General features: G+C 64.4%; 18 protein-coding genes. 14 read left to right on the top strand and 4 right to left on the bottom strand.

The genetic code is table 11. The annotated features are described in order from the left end of the window. Positions 1 to 74: 74 nt before the first annotated feature. Together G154_RS24490 and G154_RS24495 are read left to right on the top strand one after the other, a co-directional pair. A complete protein-coding gene (locus G154_RS24490; RefSeq protein ID WP_019511251.1) occupies positions 75 to 1,235 on the top strand; it encodes an iron-containing alcohol dehydrogenase in 1,161 nt (386 codons plus the stop codon). 72 nt (positions 1,236 to 1,307) lie between these two features. Beyond that, a complete protein-coding gene (locus G154_RS24495) occupies positions 1,308 to 2,546 on the top strand; it encodes a threonine/serine exporter family protein (RefSeq protein ID WP_019511250.1) in 1,239 nt (412 codons plus the stop codon). Here the strand turns inward: G154_RS24495 and G154_RS24500 are convergent. After that, complete coding sequence (locus G154_RS24500) at positions 2,470 to 4,212, bottom strand: GGDEF domain-containing protein (RefSeq protein WP_019511249.1); 1,743 nt, start codon at positions 4,210 to 4,212, stop codon at positions 2,470 to 2,472. The two genes, G154_RS24495 and G154_RS24500, sit on opposite strands and share 77 nt — an antisense overlap. Before the next feature lie 127 nt (positions 4,213 to 4,339). Further along, positions 4,340 to 4,696 carry a hypothetical protein gene (locus G154_RS24505; RefSeq protein ID WP_019511248.1) on the bottom strand — a complete coding sequence of 119 codons (357 nt, stop codon included), beginning with the start codon at positions 4,694 to 4,696 and terminating at the stop codon, positions 4,340 to 4,342. Positions 4,697 to 5,018: 322 nt separating this feature from the next. Here G154_RS24505 and G154_RS24510 point away from each other — a divergent pair, with 322 nt between their 5' ends. The 7 genes from G154_RS24510 (at position 5,019) to G154_RS25705 (ending at position 12,441) form a co-directional block, all read left to right on the top strand. Continuing rightward, positions 5,019 to 6,014, top strand: a complete 996-nt coding sequence (locus G154_RS24510; RefSeq protein WP_019511247.1) for an isopenicillin N synthase family oxygenase — start codon at positions 5,019 to 5,021, stop codon at positions 6,012 to 6,014. 78 nt (positions 6,015 to 6,092) lie between these two features. Further along, positions 6,093 to 7,046 (top strand): LysR family transcriptional regulator, encoded by a 954-nt coding sequence (locus tag G154_RS24515; protein WP_019511246.1) that lies wholly within the window; start codon positions 6,093 to 6,095, stop codon positions 7,044 to 7,046. A 68-nt stretch (positions 7,047 to 7,114) separates the two neighbouring features. Further along, a complete protein-coding gene (locus G154_RS24520; RefSeq protein WP_019511245.1) occupies positions 7,115 to 8,341 on the top strand; it encodes an acyl-CoA dehydrogenase family protein in 1,227 nt (408 codons plus the stop codon). Between the two features lie 24 nt (positions 8,342 to 8,365). Then, positions 8,366 to 9,415, top strand: a complete 1,050-nt coding sequence (locus tag G154_RS24525; RefSeq protein ID WP_019511244.1) for a hypothetical protein — start codon at positions 8,366 to 8,368, stop codon at positions 9,413 to 9,415. 14 nt (positions 9,416 to 9,429) lie between these two features. Continuing rightward, positions 9,430 to 10,089 (top strand): GPR1/FUN34/YaaH family transporter, encoded by a 660-nt coding sequence (locus tag G154_RS24530; RefSeq protein WP_019511243.1) that lies wholly within the window; start codon positions 9,430 to 9,432, stop codon positions 10,087 to 10,089. Between the two features lie 168 nt (positions 10,090 to 10,257). Next, positions 10,258 to 10,911, top strand: coding sequence for a cutinase family protein (locus G154_RS24535; RefSeq protein WP_234713135.1), 654 nt, complete (start codon positions 10,258 to 10,260; stop codon positions 10,909 to 10,911). A gap of 255 nt (positions 10,912 to 11,166) precedes the next feature. Continuing rightward, positions 11,167 to 12,441: a PE-PPE domain-containing protein gene (locus G154_RS25705; protein ID WP_019511241.1), complete on the top strand. Its 1,275-nt coding sequence runs from the start codon at positions 11,167 to 11,169 to the stop codon at positions 12,439 to 12,441. Positions 12,442 to 12,473: 32 nt separating this feature from the next. Here G154_RS25705 and G154_RS24545 read toward each other — a convergent pair whose 3' ends face one another. After that, entirely contained in the window at positions 12,474 to 13,397 is a 924-nt protein-coding gene (locus G154_RS24545) for a zinc-binding dehydrogenase (protein WP_019511240.1), read from the bottom strand. 110 nt (positions 13,398 to 13,507) lie between these two features. Between G154_RS24545 and G154_RS24550 the strand changes: the two genes are divergently transcribed. Together G154_RS24550 and G154_RS24555 are read left to right on the top strand one after the other, a co-directional pair. Then, on the top strand, positions 13,508 to 14,101 hold the full coding sequence (locus G154_RS24550) for a TetR/AcrR family transcriptional regulator (protein ID WP_234713130.1): 594 nt from the start codon (positions 13,508 to 13,510) through the stop codon (positions 14,099 to 14,101). A 60-nt stretch (positions 14,102 to 14,161) separates the two neighbouring features. Then, on the top strand, positions 14,162 to 14,629 hold the full coding sequence (locus G154_RS24555) for a VOC family protein (protein ID WP_019511238.1): 468 nt from the start codon (positions 14,162 to 14,164) through the stop codon (positions 14,627 to 14,629). A 34-nt stretch (positions 14,630 to 14,663) separates the two neighbouring features. Here G154_RS24555 and G154_RS26910 read toward each other — a convergent pair whose 3' ends face one another. Beyond that, entirely contained in the window at positions 14,664 to 14,840 is a 177-nt protein-coding gene (locus tag G154_RS26910; RefSeq protein ID WP_019511237.1) for a hypothetical protein, read from the bottom strand. A 298-nt stretch (positions 14,841 to 15,138) separates the two neighbouring features. Here G154_RS26910 and G154_RS24560 point away from each other — a divergent pair, with 298 nt between their 5' ends. From G154_RS24560 to G154_RS24570, 3 genes are all read left to right on the top strand, one after another. Continuing rightward, positions 15,139 to 16,683 carry an LCP family protein gene (locus G154_RS24560; protein WP_019511236.1) on the top strand — a complete coding sequence of 515 codons (1,545 nt, stop codon included), beginning with the start codon at positions 15,139 to 15,141 and terminating at the stop codon, positions 16,681 to 16,683. A gap of 539 nt (positions 16,684 to 17,222) precedes the next feature. Continuing rightward, positions 17,223 to 18,821, top strand: coding sequence for an ATP-dependent endonuclease (locus tag G154_RS24565; RefSeq protein ID WP_023985475.1), 1,599 nt, complete (start codon positions 17,223 to 17,225; stop codon positions 18,819 to 18,821). Then, a complete protein-coding gene (locus G154_RS24570) occupies positions 18,808 to 19,842 on the top strand; it encodes a UvrD-helicase domain-containing protein (protein ID WP_019511234.1) in 1,035 nt (344 codons plus the stop codon). Before G154_RS24565 ends, G154_RS24570 begins: the two co-directional genes overlap by 14 nt. Positions 19,843 to 19,864 lie beyond the last annotated feature (22 nt).

Here is a 19,864-nt window from a genome sequence, read left to right on the forward strand (position 1 = left end):
AGCCATCACCACCCGCTGGCTCGACCCCTCCCACGGCGGCATCAACCTCGGCTTCCCCGAGAACGGATAAAACCATGTCTTACAACGTCACTCTTCCCCGGCACAGCAAGATCGGCGCAGGCGCGGCGGCCGACCTCGGGACCCTGTGCGTGCAAGTCGGTATCACGCGTCCGGTCCTGGTGACCGACGGCTACCTCGCCGATACCGGCCAGGCCGACCGGCTGCTGGGCATCCTGCGCGAGGCAGGCTGCGAGCCGGCATTGTTCGCCGAGACCGTGCCCGATCCGACATCGTCATCGCTGCTGCCGGGACTCGAGACCGTGCGACGGCACCGGGCCGACGGTGTCATCGGATTCGGCGGCGGAAGTCCGATGGACACCGCGAAGGCGCTGGCCGTCCTGGCGGTCGCCGAGGGCGACATCAGCTCCTTCAAGGCACCGAACCTGTACGCCGGTCCCGCGCTGCCCATCGTCGCGGTACCGACGACCGCGGGAAGCGGCTCGGAGGCAACACAGTTCACGGTCATCACCGATGACGACACCGACGAGAAGATGCTGTGTCCCGGTTTGTCGTTCCTACCGATCGCGACCGTGATCGACTTCGAGCTGACCATATCGATGCCGGCCCGCCTGACCGCCGACACCGGTGTCGACGCACTCACCCACGCCATCGAGGCCTATGTGAGCCGTCGCGCGAATCCGTTCAGCGACGGAATGGCGCTGGTCGCCATGCGCACCATCAGCGCCAACCTGCGGCGCGCGTATGCCGACGGTGAGGATCGGGCCGCGCGGGAAGCGATGATGCTCGCCTCGACCCAGGCCGGGATGGCATTCTCCAACGCCAGCGTGGCCCTGGTGCACGGTATGAGTCGTCCCATCGGCGGACATTTCCATGTCGCACATGGTCTGTCGAATGCGATGCTGTTACCCGCCGTGACCAGATTCTCGGCGCAGGCGGCCACCGCGCGCTACGCCGAGTGCGCGCGCGCGATGCGCGTGGCCGACGATGCCGCCAGTGATGCCGTGGCAGCCGGTGCGCTGGTTGACGAACTCGACGCCCTGTGCGCCGATGTCGCAGTGCCGTCACCAGCTCAGTACGGCATCGATTCGACGGACTGGGATTCCCGCCTGGAAGTGATGGCCGCGCAGGCGCTGGCCTCCGGTTCGCCGGCCAACAACCCACGGGTTCCCGACGCCGATGAGGTGATCGAGCTGTACCAGGCGATCTACCAGTAGCCAGGCGTCGTTCCCGAGCCGCATCGTGGTCGCACCGCATAGGGTGGGCGGACCGACCACGAGGGAGCCACCATGGGCAGTCCGGCATCAGCGAGCAGCACCGTGCTCGAAGTTGCTGCGATGCTGCAGAACAACGGCCAGTCCACCGGCATGACGCTGGCGGCGGTGGACAGGCTGAACAACGGTCTGGACATCTCGACGACACTCATCCCCTCGTGGCAGTCGTTGACACTGACCGATTCCGGTGATGACACCGGTGCGGCTCAGGCCGTACCGGTGTCGCCGACGGCGGTGAACATCGCGCGGGTGGCCGCTGTCATGCGGGTGGTCGACACCGCCGAGGACGGTCCCGTAGCTCTCGACGAGGTACGCGGTGCACTCACCGAGGCGGCATCCCTGCCGCTGTCGCACCCGGTGCTGTTCACACTGGCCTGTGCCGGCGGGGCGGGCGCGCTTGCCGTCATCTTCGGTGCCGACAGCCCGACCGTCGTGCTGTTGGCAGCGCTGACCGGGGCGGTCGGAGGAGTCCTGCGGCGCGTGGCCGGCCGCTGGGGTGCCGGGCCGCTCCCCCAGGCGCTCCTGGCCGCCACGGTCTCGGGGTTCATCGGTGCCCATGCGATGAACGCGCAGCTGGGTGCCGGGGCGGCGCTCGTGGCGCTGTGCGCCGTGCTGATCCTGGTGCCCGGCCCGCACATCCTCAACGGGGCGCTGGACCTGTTGTCCGCACGCATGGGGTTGGGAATGTGCCGGATCGGTTGGGCAGTAGTGATTCTCATTGTCATCGGCGTCGGCCTGCTGCTCGGTGTGCAGCTGGGCGGTGCGAATTTCCCCGAACTCGGCACCGCAACGAGGGCACCGCTACCCGGCGATGTGATCGCGGCGGGGGTCGCGGCCGCCTGCTACGCGGTGTACTTCTCGATGCCGTCCCGATTCATCCTGTGGCCGGTGGCAGCCGGCATGCTGGCCCACGCCGGACACTGGATGGCGCTCGCGGTATGGCACTGCGGTCCCGCCACGGCCGCCCTCATCGCCTGCCTGATCGTCGGCGCCGCGCTGGCGCCGGTCTCACACGCGTTGCGAATACCTTTCGCCGGAATCGGTTTCGCATCGGTGGTATCGCTGGTTCCCGGGTCCTATGTGCTGGCAACGGTTCACGGCATGGTCGGACTCGCCGGTGATCCCACCCCGGAGTTGTTGGCCACCACTGCCTCCAGTGCGGCGACGGCTGTCGCGATCATTGCCGCGATGGCAGCGGGTCTGGCAATACCGATTCATGTTCGCGACGTCGTGGTGAACCGTCGGCGCCGGTGACGCCGACGGACGGCCGCGACACGCAGTAATGCGCGAGAACCTGGGCAAGCGGTGCGATATCGCGCAGCTGTTCTATATCGGTGTTGCAGTAGATCTCCACCAGATACCTGTTCTCCGCCGCGTGCACGCCCACCCCGAGCACCGCGCGGTACCCGAGCACCTCCAACAGGGCCACTTCGCTGGGATCCGACGATTCGTCGTCACGGCAGGCGAAGAACGTCGACGCCTCCCTGATCGCACGCTCGCTTTCCGGGTAGTCGGCGAGCTCGCCGCCGTCGACGCCCAGATCGGTCAGGATCGCCAGATCGGAGTCGGGTTCGCGCACGATGTCCATCTTGCGTGCCGTGGCCACCGATGCGCCGTCGGCGGAGACCACCGATAACGCGTAGGCGCAGGTGTTCACCGCGCGCTGCATCTGGAGGGCGAGGACCTCCAGGGCCTCCAGATGCGACAGTCGAGGGTTCTCGCCGAGAATCCGCACCACACTGTCGGTCAGGAACTGCGTGCCGCGGTGCACATCATTGCTGCGATCACCGCACCCGACCGGAAGGTGCTCGGAGATCACCACCGAGCTGAAGTGGGCGGGGCCGTGGCGCTTTGCCTCCAGCAGTGCCGCGTCCGCGGCGGCAAGCAACTCATCACCGGTGCAGTCGCTTCGGTCACTCGTGGCGGCAGCACCCCAGGACACACTGACCAGTCCACCGACGGCCTCGCGGATGTCGCAGGTGGCGCACTTGGCCAGGTCTTGGGCGTGGGCCATCGTCGCGTTGGGCACCAGTATGCAGAATTCGTCACCCCCCAGCCGGGCAACCAGGGCGCCCGCAACGGTGCGCGCCAGCCCGGACAGCACCGCTGCGACGTCACGGAGCAACTGGTCCCCGGCGGGATGGCCCGACTGATCGTTGACCTGTTTGAACCCGTCCAGGTCGCAGACCAGGGCCACCACGTCGACCTGACCCCATTCGATCCCGTCGCAGAACTCCGACAGCGCCCGCCGATTCGCCAGCCCCGTCAGCGGGTCTTCATAGGCGTACCCCCAAATGGTGCTGATCAGCTCCGACCGTCCGATCGCAATCGCGACAAAGGCGGCCACCGCCTGCAGGAGCTGGGCATCGCCATGATCAAAACGGCGGCCGTCGGCGCCGCTCACCCACACCTCACCCCACATCGCATCGCCCGCCATGATCGGGACAGCGAGCTCACACTCCTTGCCGAGCTCTTCGAGAAGCATTCTGGACCGCGGCGGGCAGGCGGGATCATCGATGTGGTGTGTGTATGACCGCCCGTCGTGCAGGAGTTCGGCGACATCGGATTCGTTGGCCACGTAGTAGAACTCGTCGGAGGGCCACCGACGCTCATGCGGTCCGAGGTTGCCCACGTTGATCAGTGTCTGCAGCGCGTTGTTCTCACGTTCCCACCGGCAGATCGACACCGATGCCGCTCCCAGCGCGTGGACGGTCTGCTCGGCGATGACCTCGAGGACGTGCGCGAACGAGTCCGGGCGTAGTACCGCCTCCGCTATCCGTAGCAACGCCTTGAGTACCGGAACCTCGGCGGCGGCCCCGATGAGCTCGTCGATGACCGGCGGCCACTCTCCGTTGGCGGCCTGCCACACCTTGGCACTGTCGATGCCGGAGGTGGCGCCCAGAACACCCTGTCGGTACATATCGGTCCCCTGCACACCCTCCGCCGCACCGAGGACGGCGCCGGTCGTGTTTGCAAAGATAGCCGCTGTCGCGCGCTTGTTCAGCGGCAATCGTGGCGGCCTCGGGCTGAGCCACCCCGTGGTGGCCTCACGCGGTGTCGGTTCGTATCCGTCGCAGGTAGTCCCGGGCGAGTTCCGCCGCCGACTGCCGCATCATCTCCTCGGTGACATGGCTTCGGGCTTCGAAGCGACTGATGGCGAACAATGACGAACAGTCCGTGAGGTATCGGGCGAGCTCGGCTCGCAGTACCTGACGGGGTATGGACAGCCCGTGATATTCGGCGAGCAACTCGGCCAGCCGATCGACATGGGCTTTCATCCACGGTGCGGGGTCCCTGGCGACCCCGATCGTCATTCCCGCCCGCCTCCTCAGCGAGGAACTGCGCATGCCTTGTCGCAGTCCCCTGGCCACCAAGGTGCCCAGCGGGTCGTCATCATCGGACACCGGTCGTGCCTCTGGCCGAAGATGACGGCGTCGGCTGCAGGCCCGTCCGCAATCGCCCACGACCTGAGCCGTCGCCATCCGATACCGAGTCGCTTTCACCCGTTTCCTCCGATCCCCCGCCCGCACACGACCGCGCCCTCAACGATCCCATAGCGGCCCGGGACCCACATCTCGGCCCGAGCGATCTGCCGCCGGCTCGGGCACGGTTCGCGTCGGTCACGGCGTCGACATTGCCGATCCGGTTTCCGCCGCGTCTTCACACCGATGAAGTATCTGTTGACGTGGATTGGTCTGGCGACGGCGATGGTGCAGGGTGTGAAGAATGTTGCCGGTGCTCGATCTGTCAGAGTCGCACACCCACCCCGACGGTTTCCGTGTCGCGTTGCGGGAAGCCGCCCACACGTTCGGTTTCTTCTACCTGACCGGGCACGGTGTCTCGGACGCCCAGATCGCCGGAGTCCTGACGTCGGCCCGCGAGTTCTTTGCGCTGCCTGTCGATGTCAAGAACCGGATCAGTCAGTTGCAAAGCCCGCAGTTTCGCGGCTACTCCCGCCTGGGCGGTGAGCTGACCAATGGCCAGGTGGACTGGCGCGAACAGATCGATATCGGCCCCGAGCGCACCACCGTTCCCGGCGCCGAGGGCTACTGGCGGCTGCAGGGTCCCAATCTCTGGCCCGAGCAGCCGACGGGTTTCCGGGCGGCCTTCGAGGACTGGGACCGCTCGATGTCAGCGGTGGGTCTGCGGTTGCTCCGGCTTTGGGCCGAGTCGTTGGGGGCCGCCGCGGACCTGTTCGACGAGGCGTTCGCCGGACTTCCCGCGACCCTGATCAAGGTGGTGCGGTACCCGGGAGGCGCCGCCAGTGACCAAGGCGTTGGTGCACATAAGGATTCGGGTGTGCTCACGCTGCTTCTGGTCGAGCCGGACTCGACCGGCCTGCAGGTCGAACTCACCGCGGGTGAGTGGGTCGACGTGCCGCCGGTGCCCGGTGCGTTCATCGTCAACATCGGCGAACTCCTGGAAGTCGCCACCGGCGGCTACCTGCGGGCCACTCGGCACCGGGTGCTGTCACCGAAGCCGGGTACCGACCGGATATCCATCCCCTACTTCCTCAATCCCGCCCTCGATGCCACAGTTCCGCTGATGGTGCTGCCCGACGAGCTGGCCGCACTGGCTCGTGGTGTCGAAGCCGACCCCGACAATCCGATCTTCAACACCTACGGTGAGAACGCCTGGAAATCACGAACCCGCGCACATCCCGATGTCGCCGAACGCCATCACGGGATCCGGCCCACGGGCGTCCCGAACTCCGGCTACTGACCAATGGGGCCTGCAGACTTGCCGTCGTGATGAGCGCAACCCTGCCTACGGCCGAGAATCCTTCCTAGTCTTCGCGAGATGTTCGACGTGCGCAGATTGGTGGTGTTGCAGGAGATAGCGCGCTGCGGATCTCTCAGTGCTGCAGCCGCCGCCATGAACTACACCACATCGGCCGTCTCCCAACAGGTCACTGCGTTGGAGCGCGATCTGGGTTGCACCTTGCTGGTCCGCGGCCCGTCCGGCGCACGCCCGACACCCGCCGGTAGCACCCTCCTGGAGCACGTGCCCGCGATCCTTGGCGCAGTGGCTGCAGCCGAGCGCGACCTCGCCAACGGCACCACCAGACGGCCGGGCGTCGTGCGCATCGCATCGTTCGCCAGCGCGGCGGCAGTCATCCTGCCACCGGCCATCGCTCGCACTCGACGGGTATTACCCGGGTTGGCAATTGAATTGGTAGCAGTCGATCCTGACGACGGGGTAGAACTACTGCGCAACGGCGACGTCGACGCCGCCATGGTGACCGAAGTGCCGGGAGAACACACCGACTTCCCGGGCGTGACCACACTCGACGTCTACGACGACGAGTTCTTCGTCGTGTTGCCGTCGGGGCATCGCCTGGCAGAGCGGACCGAGGTACCGATGGTCGAACTTGCCCGCGAGAACTGGGTGGTGAGCAGCCAGACCGGCCTGTGCCCGGACACCCGCGTCTTCCGCAATGCCTGCGAGCGTGCAGGATTCGAGCCGAAAGTCAGTTATCGCGCCGAAGAGTACGCGACGGTGCAGGGCTTCGTCGCCGCCGGGCTCGGTGTGTCCCTGGTGCCGTCACTTGCGGCATCTGGCGCACGCACCGACGTCGCCGTCCGCAGGGCCGCAGGACACCGCCCCATGCGAACGGTGGCGATAGCCACCGCCGCGGTTCCGGCACCGGCAAGCGTTCTGTCCACCGTGATCGGATTGATCGCCACAGCCGGCAAGGCCATCGCGGCACGCACCGAGTGCAGCGTTGCTGCAAGCGCTTCCAGCGTCGCTTGAACCATCTGTTCACACATCTGCGCTGCCCCTAGGTTTTTCCGCGGACCATGAAGCGAGGAGCCCACACGATGCCCACCACCATCACCGCCGTACCCGTTCTGCGAACCGTCGAGGACGCCCTAGGGGTCGCCAATGCCGTCGCGTCGTCGGTCGCCGCGGGAGCCGTCCGACGCGAGATCGACGGCAGCCTACCGACCGATGCGCTGACTCAGATCGGCAGCTCCGGTCTGCTGGGAGTGCTGGTCCCGAAGGCATTCGGTGGTCCGGGCCTACCCCGGTCCACCGCCGTCGAGGTGCTGCGCATCCTCGCGCGGGCCGATTCGGCGGTGGGCCAATTGCTGTTGGCTCATTACGTCGTCACCGCCGCCATCCGCGGCCTGGAGGACCAGGAGCCTGCCCCGCGGATCTACCGAGACGTCCTCAACGGGGCCCAGATCGGCAACGCCACCGTCGAGCGAGGCACCCGGACCAGCGTGGAACGCACCACCACGGTCACCCGACAGTCCGATGGCGACTGGCTACTCGAAGGAACCAAGTTCTACGCCACCGGATCACTCGGCGCCACCTGGATCGCCGTCGCTGCCAGGATCAGCGGAACCGACCACGGAGCAACGGTTTTCGTCCGCCCCGACGATCCCGGCGTCATCCTGAACCTGGACAGCTGGTCGTCGTTCGGCCAACGCGGCACGGCCAGCGGCCAAGTCGTCCTGGACAAGGTGCACGTCACCGCCGATCTGGTCATCGACGAAGGTCCAGACCCTGACCCCCTATCGGCGGAGCCGTCGGTCCTCGGCGCATTCGATCAGGCGCTGCACACCGCCATCGACGTCGGCACTGCCCGCGCCGCGCTCGAAGACGGTGCGGACTTCGTCGCATCGCGGAGTAGGCCGTGGTTCGAGGCACACGTCGAGCGCGCCGCCGACGAATCGCATGTCATCCGTCGGTTCGGCGAACTGACCGCCAAACTGTATGCCCTGGAGGCACTGCTGACTCACGGCTCGCGCCTGGTCGACGACGCGCTGGCCGCACCGGAGGTGACCCGTGACGCCGCGGCAGCGGCCTCACTTCAGGTGGCAGCGGCCAAGGCCCTGGCCCAGGAGTACGCCGTCGAGATCGCAAGCGGCATATTCGAACTCACCGGAACATCGGCAACCGATGCCAAGTACGCACTCGACCGGCACTGGCGCAACCTACGCGTCCACACATTGCACGATCCCGCTCGGTGGAAATACGTCCATCTCGGGCGGCACACCCTGGACGGCACGCTGCCGCCACGTCTCGGCCTGCTCCTCTGACACCACTACCACCAAGGATTACTCATGACCGGCTTCTATCTCACCGGCAGCATCAACGTGCCGACCACCGCCAACGCATTCGCCCTCGTCGGAGAGCGTCTGCAGCCCGGTGTTCGTCGCGTCCCCGACGGCGAACCGGGCGACCGTGCCAACTGGGTTCTGGTGCATTCGTCTCACTTTCTGTCCAACCCGACCCTCGACGTCATCGACGGACGCGCCGCCGTCCGCCCGGGAACCGAGGTGTCCTTCGGCGATGTCGACTACCACTCCGCTGCGATCGCCTCCCATCGCGAATTCCGGTCCGCTCGCGACGCCGGAATCCTGGATAGCGACAGCAGGTTCCTTGTCTCCATCGGCACTCCTTTCAATGCGGTGAATTCGTTCGCCCACTTCGACTCTCAGGTCGAGATCGCCCTGGCGTACGAAACCGCGCTGCGACGCAGTGTCGAGCACATACAGGACGCCATCCCGCATGCGGACCTGGCGATCCAGTGGGACCTGCCGACCGAACTGGCGACCATCGAGGGATGGTTCGCCAACCCCTACCCCGACCAGGAGTCGATCTTCGCGGCCACTGCCCGCCTCGCGGATTGGATAGCCGAGGATGTCGACCTGACCTTCCACCTCTGCTACGGAGACTCGAAATTCGGCGCATCGCCCTTCATGGGTGAACCGCCCACCGAGGAGGCGGCGGCCCGCGGCGGTCGGCACATCCTGCCGCGGGATGCCACCGCGATTGTGACGTTGTCCAACGGCCTTGCTCGCCACATCGCACGTCCAATCAACGCCATCCACGCTGCGACGGTGGCCGCGTGGACCAAACGGGCACATTGGCAGCCCCTGAGCGGGTTGGCAGTCGAAGCCGAAACGGAGTTCTATCTCGGCTTGCTACACGCCGAGGACGGCGCGGCAGGCACCCGGCGCCGGGCAGCACTCGCCGGCGAATTCCTGCCGCGGTTCGGCCTGTCCACCGAATGTGGACTCGGACGGCACTCCGCCGAACAACTCGATGCCGTACTCACCGCATGGCAGGAACTTGCCACCACCTATCAACCCGCCCTCGCGACGGCCTGAACGAAGGACATCTCATGACCGATCTGGCCACACCCCAGGCCCTTCCCGACCTGTCGCAGACTCCACAGGACACCGCCGTTCCGCGGCCAGAAGACACCGTCGCCCCGCGCCCGGGGGATCCCGGGCTGATCGCCCTGCCGCTGATCATCGCCGGCGGCTTCGGGCTCGGCGTCACCAATACCGGCATCCTCGACGTGCCGGCAGCCGCCGTGCCAATCCTGTTGTCGGCGACGTCGATAGGGCTTCTGGTCGCCACCCTGTGGTCGGCGGCGCTGGGCCAGAACGTCAACGCGACCGTGTACGGCACGTTCTTCGGTTTCTACGGAAGCTACGCGGTGCTGTCGCTGGGCCTCACGCACGACTGGTTCGGCATCGCCGCGGCCGATGCCGGCGGCACCGTCGCCCTCTGGCTGGCCAGCTGGCTGGTGACCATCGGCCTGCTGACGGTGCTACTGCTCCGCCTGCCCTGGACCTACCCAGTGCTGCTGCTGGTGGTCGACCTGGCCCTGGCGGCGTTGCTGATCGGAAATCTCACCGCCAGCACCGATGCGACGCATGCCGGTGGATGGCTGATCTTCGTGTTCGTCGGTTTCGTCGTGTACTTCTACACCGCGGCGTTATGGGCGGAAACCGGAGGCAGGCTTCTCCCGCTGGGACGTCCCCTCGTCGGATGAGGTCATCGTCAGTGCGACGCCGCTCACATTCATTAGCGTAGCTATCTGATTTTTGGTTGACTGGGCAACGATTCAATCCAGTGGCCGCGCAGACAGGGATGAGCCGTGATCGACAGCGTGAGACAAGCCGTTAACCGCTTCGCATCGGTGACCTCTGCCACCGCGCTACTGGCCGGTGTTGCCGGCGGGGTGTCCATCGCGCCGGCCGCGGCCGACCCATGCCCCGACGTCCAGCTGATCTTCGCCCGCGGCACCTTCGAAGCGCCCGGCGTCGGATCCATCGGGCAGAACTTCGCCGACGCCGTGCAGCAACGCGCGGAAGGTAAGTCGGTCAACACCTATGCGGTCAACTATCCGGCCTCGCTCGACTTCGCGACCGCAGCCGATGGGGTCGCCGACGCCAGGAACAAGGTGCTCTCGACCGTATCGTCCTGCCCTGACAGCAAAGTGGTGGTAGGAGGCTACTCGCAAGGGGCCGCGGTCGCGGCGTACCTCACCATGGATGCCGTGCCCGAGGGCTATCAGCTGCCGCCCACCATCAGCGGCCCGCTACCCCGCGAGGTGGCCGACCACGTCGCGGCGGTGGTGTTGTTCGGCAAGCCGTCCAGCGGCTTCCTCCAGATGATCCATACCGGCGCTCCCCCCATCACGGTCGGCTCCGAGTACGCGGGCAAGACCCTCGACGAGTGCCTGCCGGAAGACCCGGTGTGTTCACCATCCGGTCGCGACCAGGGCGCCCACGGCGCGTACGCTGTCCGCGGCCTCACCGGCCAGGCGGCAGATTACGTCGTCGCCAAGCTCGGGTCGTCCGCCGCGAACTGACGGATCGTCACCCTCTTCGATACGAAACACCCAGGAGCCCAACAGTTTCGCCTTGACACTCGGCGACGGGTCCGCGGGCTGACCGGTACGGCGAGACAAGCCGCGGATTTCGCTACATAATCTTGTTGAACCTGCAATTATATTGCGGATTCGGCACCACCTGCGAATTCCCTTTGTCCACCGCTCCGCGCCCTTCGATGCATCGCCGCACCGCCGCGCGCGAGCATCGTGCGTCTCTTATGTCGAAGGATTCTCATGAGTGTCGCGAGGCGCCTTGCCGCCGCGGGTTTCGCAGCCGCCGTCATCATCGGCGGGACCACCGCACCGGTGGCACAGGCCGCCACGACACATCAAACCGGAAGCACGGCGTTCTATCTGCGCTATACCTGCCTGTGCGACTCCATTCCGCATGCCCAGGAGGCCCTGGATCTGGCGAGCGGATACCTCGACGATGTCGGTCCGATCAACGGCGTCGGGTACCCGGCGGGCCTGTTGTTCGCCCTGGACTCGGTGATCGGCGCCGGTGGGGTGAACTCCGCGCTCGGGTCGGTCGCCGACGGCGTCAAGATCACCCTCATCGGCGTCAGTCAGGGCGCGATCGTGCTCAACTATGTCAAACAGTCACTCGCACTGCAGATCACCGCCAACCGCCCGCATACCGAACTGTCGTTCGTCACCTTCGGCGATCCCACGAACGGCACCGGCGGCATTGTCGCCAAGAACCCGCTGCTGTGGCTGACGGTGCCCTTGGGGCCGCTGCCGACCCCCTACAACACCACCGAGATCGTCCGCGAATACGACGGGCTCGCCGACTGGCCCGACCGTCCAACCGCGCTGTCGGCGATGAATGCCCTGCTGGGCACGCTGGTCGTGCACCCCGATTACGGAGTCGCAGCGGATCCGCGCACGCCGGGCACGCTGAAAACCGTCACCACCAACATCCTCGGCGGCACCACCACCCACTATCTGGTGCCCACGGCGGAACTACCCATCACTGCGATTCTCCGCGCGGCCGGGATGGATACATCGCTCATCGACGCCTGGCTTCGGCCGCAGATCGACCGTTCGTACAACCGCCCCACGACTTCTCCGTCGGCAGCCACCACCACCGAGGAATCCACGCTCGCGACCGAGCATGTCGCCACGCCCACCGACACTGTCGCCGCCACCATTGCCGAGGATGCGACGAAGGTGGTTTCGCCGCAACATGTCTCGACCGCAGTCTCGGTCGATCATACCGCCGGACACAAACGAGAAGAGGAGTTCAGCTCCGACCGCGAGGTGGCTGCGCCACCGCGGGCCGAGGATGACGACGGGATCGACACCAAGACGCCGCACCACTCGACCTCGACACCCGATGACAGCGAGGGTGCGCGGACATCGACAGACCCGTCCCGCACGACCGAGGTCGAGCGCGCGTCGGCACCTCAGGTGGACAGCACGCCCCACGGCACGAACGCCACAGCGGAGCGGCCGACCGAAAGCCGTGACACTGCAGCGCCTCACGCCGACAAGGAGCCCAAGAGCTGACGGGAGTTGCCACCGTCAACCGATGCCTCTGACTACGGTGCCAGGACAATTCGCCCGAACACCTGCCCGGCATCCATCAGACGATGCGCGTCAGCGGCGCGCTCCAGCGGCAGCACGTCCTCTACCACCGCATGCAACGCACCGCGCGTGACGGCGTCGAACTGTTGCCGGCGAACAACGTCTTTGGCGTCGTTGCCTATCGTGTCGAGGCTGAAGGTCGCCAACGAGCGCGACAACTGGAACCCGGCCAGCAACCGGGATCCGACATCGGCAGGCACCGGCCCGGCCACCATGCCCGCGATGACCATCCGGCCGTTCGGAGCGAGCCGGTCGATGAACTCCGGCACGGCGGTACCGCCCACGATGTCGATGATCACGTCGAAATGTGTCGGTGCGTGTGGATCACCGGCGCCGGTGCGATCGAGGATGTGCGTTGCACCGAGCTCGCCGAGGCGCCGACCGCGCTCCTGCGAGGACGTGGTCACTGCGACGATCCTCGCCCCCGCGCGTGCAGCGAGTTCCACCGTGGCGATGCCGATGCTGCCCGATCCGCCGCGTACGAGGACGGAGTCGGCGGAACCGAAGTGGGCGTGAGCCAAGGCGAAATGCGCGACGGGACCCGCGCCTCCCACCGCGACGGCATCCACGAAGGACAGCTCGTCTGGTAACGCCGCAATATCCGATACCCGGGCGGTCGCGAAAGCGCAGTAGCCGCCGCTGATTCCGGTGAACGCCCACGCCCGCCGCCCTACCCAGGAAACGTCGACATCCGCTCCGACCTCCGACACCACACCGGCCACCTCACTGCCGGGGATCAGCCCGGCCGGCACCGGAAGCATGTCTGCGACGGTGCCGCGTCGGATCATCGCGTCCACACCACCGACCCCGATGGCCGCTGTCTCGACGACGACCTGATCCGCTTCCGGGGTGGGGTGGGAAACATCGATGATTTCCATGCCGCTCGGATCACCAAACCGCTGGACTATCACTGCGCGCACCGGTCAACTCCTCATCTCACGTCGAGTACGCTCGGACGCTAGTGGACGCCCCCGTCCACTTGACCCAAGTGAGAAGCACCGCCGCTCAGATGACCCAGATGTTGCGCTCGGACGCGCGAGACAACCGCGACCGTGTGCTGGCTGTGGCACGCGAATTGTTCGCCGAACGCGGACTCGAGGTGACCATGCGGGAAATCGCACGGCGAGCCGAGGTCGGCCCGGCGACGCTCTACCGACGGTTCCCCTCCAAGACCGACCTCGTGGGCGCGGTGTTCGCCGACGAGGTGCGACTGTGCACAACGATCGTCGACGAAGGATGCGCGGACACGGATCCCTGGCGTGGGTTCTGTTCGGTGATCGAGCAGGTCTGTGTGCTCAACGGACGTAATCAAGGTTTCGTCGACGCGTTCACCTCGGCGCAGTTCGACACGGCTCAATTCGACGCATCCGACTACGCCGCTCACCGCCGAGCGGCATTGGCATCCCTGACCTCACTGGCGCGCAGGGCGCAGGCGGCAGGTCGGCTGCGCGCCGACTTCACCATCGATGACCTCATCCTGGTCCTGCTGGCCGGGCGTGCCCTCGCGTCGATACCGCAGCACAGGCGCGAAGCGGCGGCACGGCGCTACGCCGCGTTGGCCATCGACGCCTTCCGCGCCTGAGCCGGGCATGCTCGCCGTGTAGTGGCCCCGGCGGGCGGTGTGGTCTGCGACACTCCTGTCATGATCCAGGGCTTCTCACACATCGGTATCTGCGTCACCGACCTCGACCGTTCCATCCGCTTCTATACCGACGTCTTCGGATTCGTGAAGCTCTATCAGCTGGACTTCGACAACAACGAAGTCGCCGCCACCATGGAGCAGGAAGGCCGGTTCCGCTCCGCGATGCTCATCCGCGACGACATCAGGATCGAGTTGCTGCAGTGGGTTGATGTGCCCACCACCGGTTCCGGGCATCGCAAGCCGATGACCGAACTCGGCTTCACCCATCTGTCGTTCCGTGTGGAAGACGTCGATGGTCTGACCGAAGCGATCGTGGCCGCGGGCGGGACGTTCGTGGAGTCGACGCGCACGGTACTGGGGGATCCGGCGGATCCCACCTCGGGGCGCTTCATCTATCTGACCGACCCGGATGGCACCCGTATCGAGCTGATGCAGAACGTGCCCGATCTGTCCGGGATGAGCGGGTGAGCACGTACGTTACGTCGCGTCGTACCGTCTGAGGCTAAGGCTGTTTCCAACCGGTGATGCGCAGGTAAGGGTCAGCGCCCATATTGTCCTCGGGCCGACCACCGTGTTCGACCTCGGTCTCGGATACATCGACCGAAGCCACCGTCTGGGACAGGTCGACCGGCTGCGGCAGCACCGAATACTTGTTCTCTGCTGGTGGTTCCTCGCCCATACTCGCCCCTCCCCCGTTGATACCGCCTCATCCTCTCGCACAGTCTGACTGATCTCGCGGGCCCTGCGGTCACGAAGGGCCGAGCCGCGAGAGCGACGTCGACCCGCTTCACGGCGCAGTACATCGATCAGCGCTTTGTCGCGTGCGCAATGTCACTCGGCCGAAACTCGTTCCCCCAGGTCACTTATCAGGTGCTTCTCAGAGTCGCCACGGATAATTCCGGATCGTCATGCCACAACGTGAGCCCGCTGGGCCGGTCACCGATGTGCTGCCGCAGGCGGGAGGTCCGCGCCACCGTATGCCGCGGCGCGGTCCGTCGCGCCGCGGGCGGGTCGTCCTCCGCACGGTCGCCGCTCTCATCGCCGTCGTCACGATCGCGGTCACGGGCGTCGGATGGTCGGTGTACCGCAACATCGCAGGCGGGATCACCACCTCCGAGGCGCTCGCAGGTGCGGCGACCTCGACCGGAGGTGACCAGAACATCCTCATCATGGGTCTCGACAGCCGCCTGGATCAGCACGGCAATCCGCTGCCAAAGGATCTGTACGACGCCCTGCACGCGGGCGACGAGACGGTCGGCGGTTACAACGCCAACGTGCTCATCCTCCTGCATGTGCCGGGCGGCAACGGTCCCGTGACCGCGGTGTCGATCCCGCGCGACGACTACGTGCACCTGCACGGCTGCCCCAGTGGCGAGTGCCAGGGAAAGATCAAGCAGGCCTACGGTCTGGCCTACCAGGAGACGATGAACTCACTCGCCGACAGCGCGTCGACGTCCACCGATCCCGCGGCCAACGAGCAGGTCGCGCGCGAGGCCGGCCGCAAGGCCCAGATCAACACGATCAGCGACCTACTGCGCGTTCCCGTCGACCACTTCATCGAGGTCACCCTCGGCGCCTTCTTCCAGATCGCGCAGGTTGTCCAGCCGATCACGGTGTGCCTGAACGACGACACCGCCGACGACTTCTCAGGCGCCGATTTTCACCGCGGGGTCCAGCAGATCGACGCCGCCCAGTCGATGGCCTTCGTCCGGCAGCGCCGCGACCTCAACAACGACCTCTTCACCGACTTGGACCGCACGCGCCGCCAGCAGGCGTTCATCGTCTCGCTCGTGAAGGCCGTGCGGGACGGTGGCGCCCTGTCGAACCCCGCTGCGCTGCGACACCTCGCGGAGGTGGCCAAGCAGAACGTGGCCGTCGACGCGGGATTCGACATGATGAAGTTCGTCGATCAGGCATCGGCGCTGAGCGACAAGCCGATGTCGCTGTACACGCTGCCGATCGGAGAATTCGGTCAGGACCCGCTCGGGCAGGACGTGAACATCGTCGACGTCACAACGATCCGATCGATCGTGCAGAACCTGTTTCATACCGGCTCGCCGAACCCTCCTGTCCCCGCAGACCCTTCGACGTCAACCGACGAGCCGGCCGCGGTCAATGTCGTCAATGCGACCGGGCACACGGGGTTGGCGACCAGCGTCGCCAAGGAGCTGAGCGCCCACGGCTTCACCCGCGGTGACATCGGCACCGCCGAGGCGCTGTCGGATACCACCACCGTCGAGTACGGCCCCGGCGCCGAGCACGCAGCCGCCGCGGTCGCGAACGACCTGCCCATCGCCGTGACGTCCGAATCGTCCTCCGCGGTGCCGCTCAACACCGTCGTCGTCACCATCGGTGCCGACTACCCCGTGAACGGTTACGAGAGCGGAATGTCGTCGGGCGCGGGAGCAACGGCGGCGCCCGCAGAGATCATGACGGTGGACGCGACCGCGACCGGAACACACGCACCCGCGCCGACCGATCTGACCGAGATGTCCGGCGCCCGGATCCCCTGCGTGCGCTGACCACTCGTCGCACCAAAGCGGCCTCGGTAACCCGCCTCGACGCCCGCAATTACGTAGGCGCCGGCTCTCCGCACGGCCCAAAAACGGAAAAACCGCGGACCTAAAGTAGGTCCGCGGCTATTCCGGTGTCTTGCGACACCACACTAGTAGCTCTGGCCCGTTTTAGTCCTAGCTATCAGCCCCAGCAACAGCGAGAGATGACGGCCGCAGTGGCTAGCAAGAGGCTCGTGTCACCACCACGGCTACGACGGCGTCTGACCGCTCGGCTGCGGGCGGCAGTAGTGGAGGCGTACGAGTCTGGACAGACCAGCCGACAAGTCGCCGAAGAGTTGTCGCTAGGACGGAGCACGGTACTGGGCATCTTGAAGGATGCCGGAGTGGCAGTCAGACCCCAGGGTCATAAGTACTAGCCAAGGGCCGTCACCAACAAGTACTCGATCAACGGCTGCAGCGGGCACAAAAACGGTCAACACGCGAGGCGTTGGAGCCCCACGGCATTACGGCCACGTTAATATACAATGCTCAACAGGGGATGATGCATGCTACAGAGAATTGTTATCAAAAACTTCAAATCCTATGAGACTTTTGGTCTCGACTTCAACGAAGATATCAACATCATTGTTGGAGATAATGAAGCGGGAAAATCAACCCTTCTAGAGGCCATTAACCTCGTATTGACGGGACGAGTAGCGGGCCGACCAATACAGTCGGAAATCTCACCTCATCTGTTTAATCAGTCGGCAGCCCAGCAGTATCTTAAAGCGGTCAATGCGGGTTCAAATCCAATGCAACCCGAGATCATCGTTGACTTGTTCCTAAAGAAAGACCCCGAAACGGCGCATCTGACCGGCACCAATAACCTGGAGAAGATTGACAAGCCAGGCATCCGCCTTCGCATTGCATACAACGACGAGTACGCCGAAGAATACAGTGCTTTCATTGCCGCCAAGACCGCATCGACGATCCCGGTCGAGTACTACAAGGTTGAGTGGCTAGCATTCTCGGGAAACCCCATAACACAGCGGGGCATACCCGTCGCAGCTTCGATGATCAACGCTGCCAACATTCGGCTGCAGAACGGCGCTGACTACTACCTACAGAAGATCATCAAGGGGCACCTGACCGACCAACAACGAACAGAACTGTCGCGCGCCTATCGTGACTTGAAGCAAACATTTGCGGCAAATGACTCCATTAGCGCTATCAACGACATACTTGACCAGGCGAAGGGAGACGTGAGTGACAAGACCTTCAAACTTGGCATTGACGTATCGCAACAGTCGGGCTGGGAATCCGGACTAGTCCCCCATCTCGACGACCTACCGTTCACGATGATTGGATCGGGCGAGCAGAACACGATGAAAATCCTCCTCGCGATCAACCGACGCCTCGAGGAATCTCACGCCATTCTGATCGAGGAGCCCGAGAATCACCTCTCGTATGCGACGTTGAACAAGCTGATCAGCAAGATCGAAGATAAATGCAAAGAACGCCAGGTCATTATTACGACGCACAGTTCGTACGTCATCAATAAGCTCGGGCTCGGAAAGCTCATTCTTCTCCACGAGCAGCAAGCCGCCAAGATGACCGATTTGGACCCCACGACGCAGGACTACTTTATGAAGCTGTCGGGCTACGACACGCTGCGGCTAGTGCTGGCCCGCGAAACGATCATCGTCGAAGGCCCATCCGATGAGCTGGTCGTGCAGCGTGCCTATATGGACACCCACGGCGGTCGGCTACCAATCCACGACGGTATCGACGTGCTCAATGCCCGAGGCCTGTCTTCGAAGCGGTTCCTCGAGATCGCCGCTCATCTAAAGAAGCCCGTTCACGTCGTGACCGACAACGATGGCAAGCCCGAAGCCGTCGACGAGAAGTTCAAAGACTTCGCCCCATACGACAACATCACCATCCACCGCAGCGATGACGCCACCCTGCCGAGCCTGGAGGATCACATCCTTGCCGTCAACGGTCGAGAAAAGATGAACCGAATCCTTGGCAAGAGCTTCACCGACGATGCCAAGATTCTTGCTCACATGAAGAATGACAATAACAAGACAACCGGTGCCCTAGCCATCTTCGGCACCCAGGAAACCGTAACAATGCCAGAGTATATTTTCAATGCCATCAAATAATCGCGTCATCCTCGCAGCGGCCGGCTCTCGGAAAACTGAATCCATCATCCAGGCCATCGCCGAGGCGGACCCTGCAGGCCGCATCCTGATCACGACGTACACCATTGAAAACGCAGCCCAGATAGTCGAACGAATTACGAAAAGGCTTGGCGCAGTCCCTCGGAACGTCACCGTTAAGACATGGTTCACATTCCTGCTCAGCGACTGCATCAAACCGTATCAAAATTTCCTGACCGACACTAACAGGGTTCGGACGCTTAACTTCACCACCAAACCGGGGCAATACGCACGCAAGGTTGATGTCGACGGCTACTACATTGACGCACAATCCAACATTTACAGCGATAACGCCGCCGACTTCGCGGTAAGCGTTAACGAAAAATCCAACGGCAAGGTCATCAGCCGCATTGAAGACGTCTACGATGAAATCTATGTCGACGAAGTCCAGGACTTGGTCGGCTACGATCTTGATCTACTTGATCTGCTCATCGCTTCCAGCATCTCACTAACAATGGTCGGTGACCCACGACAAAGCACCTACACCACAAGCAATACCACCAAATACAGCAACTACCAACGTCTCAACCTCTATATGTGGTTCAAAGAACGAGACGCCTCCGGACAACTAACCATTGACTGGCGCAACGAGAGCTACCGCTGCAACCAGGCAATCTGTGACTTCGCGGACGCCCTGTACCCCAATCTGCCTCGAACAACTTCAAGAAACACTGAACAGACATCTCACGACGGTATCTTCCAGATCACCGCAGCCGAAGTTGATGACTACATGTCTACCTACCGGCCGACTGTCCTGAGATACATGGTCACCGCCAATACCCTTGGCTATAAAGCCATCAACTTCGGCTTGTCCAAAGGGCGCACCTACGAACGTGTTCTTATCTTCCCAACGAGTAAGATGAAGAAGTATCTCAAGACACGAAACGTTGCGGACGCAGGAGATATCGCCAAATTCTATGTGGCAGTGACCCGCGCTAGATACAGCGTCGCGTTCGTCGTCTAGCTGGCGAACACACACGTTCACC

This window comes from Mycobacterium sp. VKM Ac-1816D (genome assembly GCF_000416385.1).
GTDB lineage: Bacteria > Actinomycetota > Actinomycetes > Mycobacteriales > Mycobacteriaceae > Mycobacterium > Mycobacterium neoaurum_A.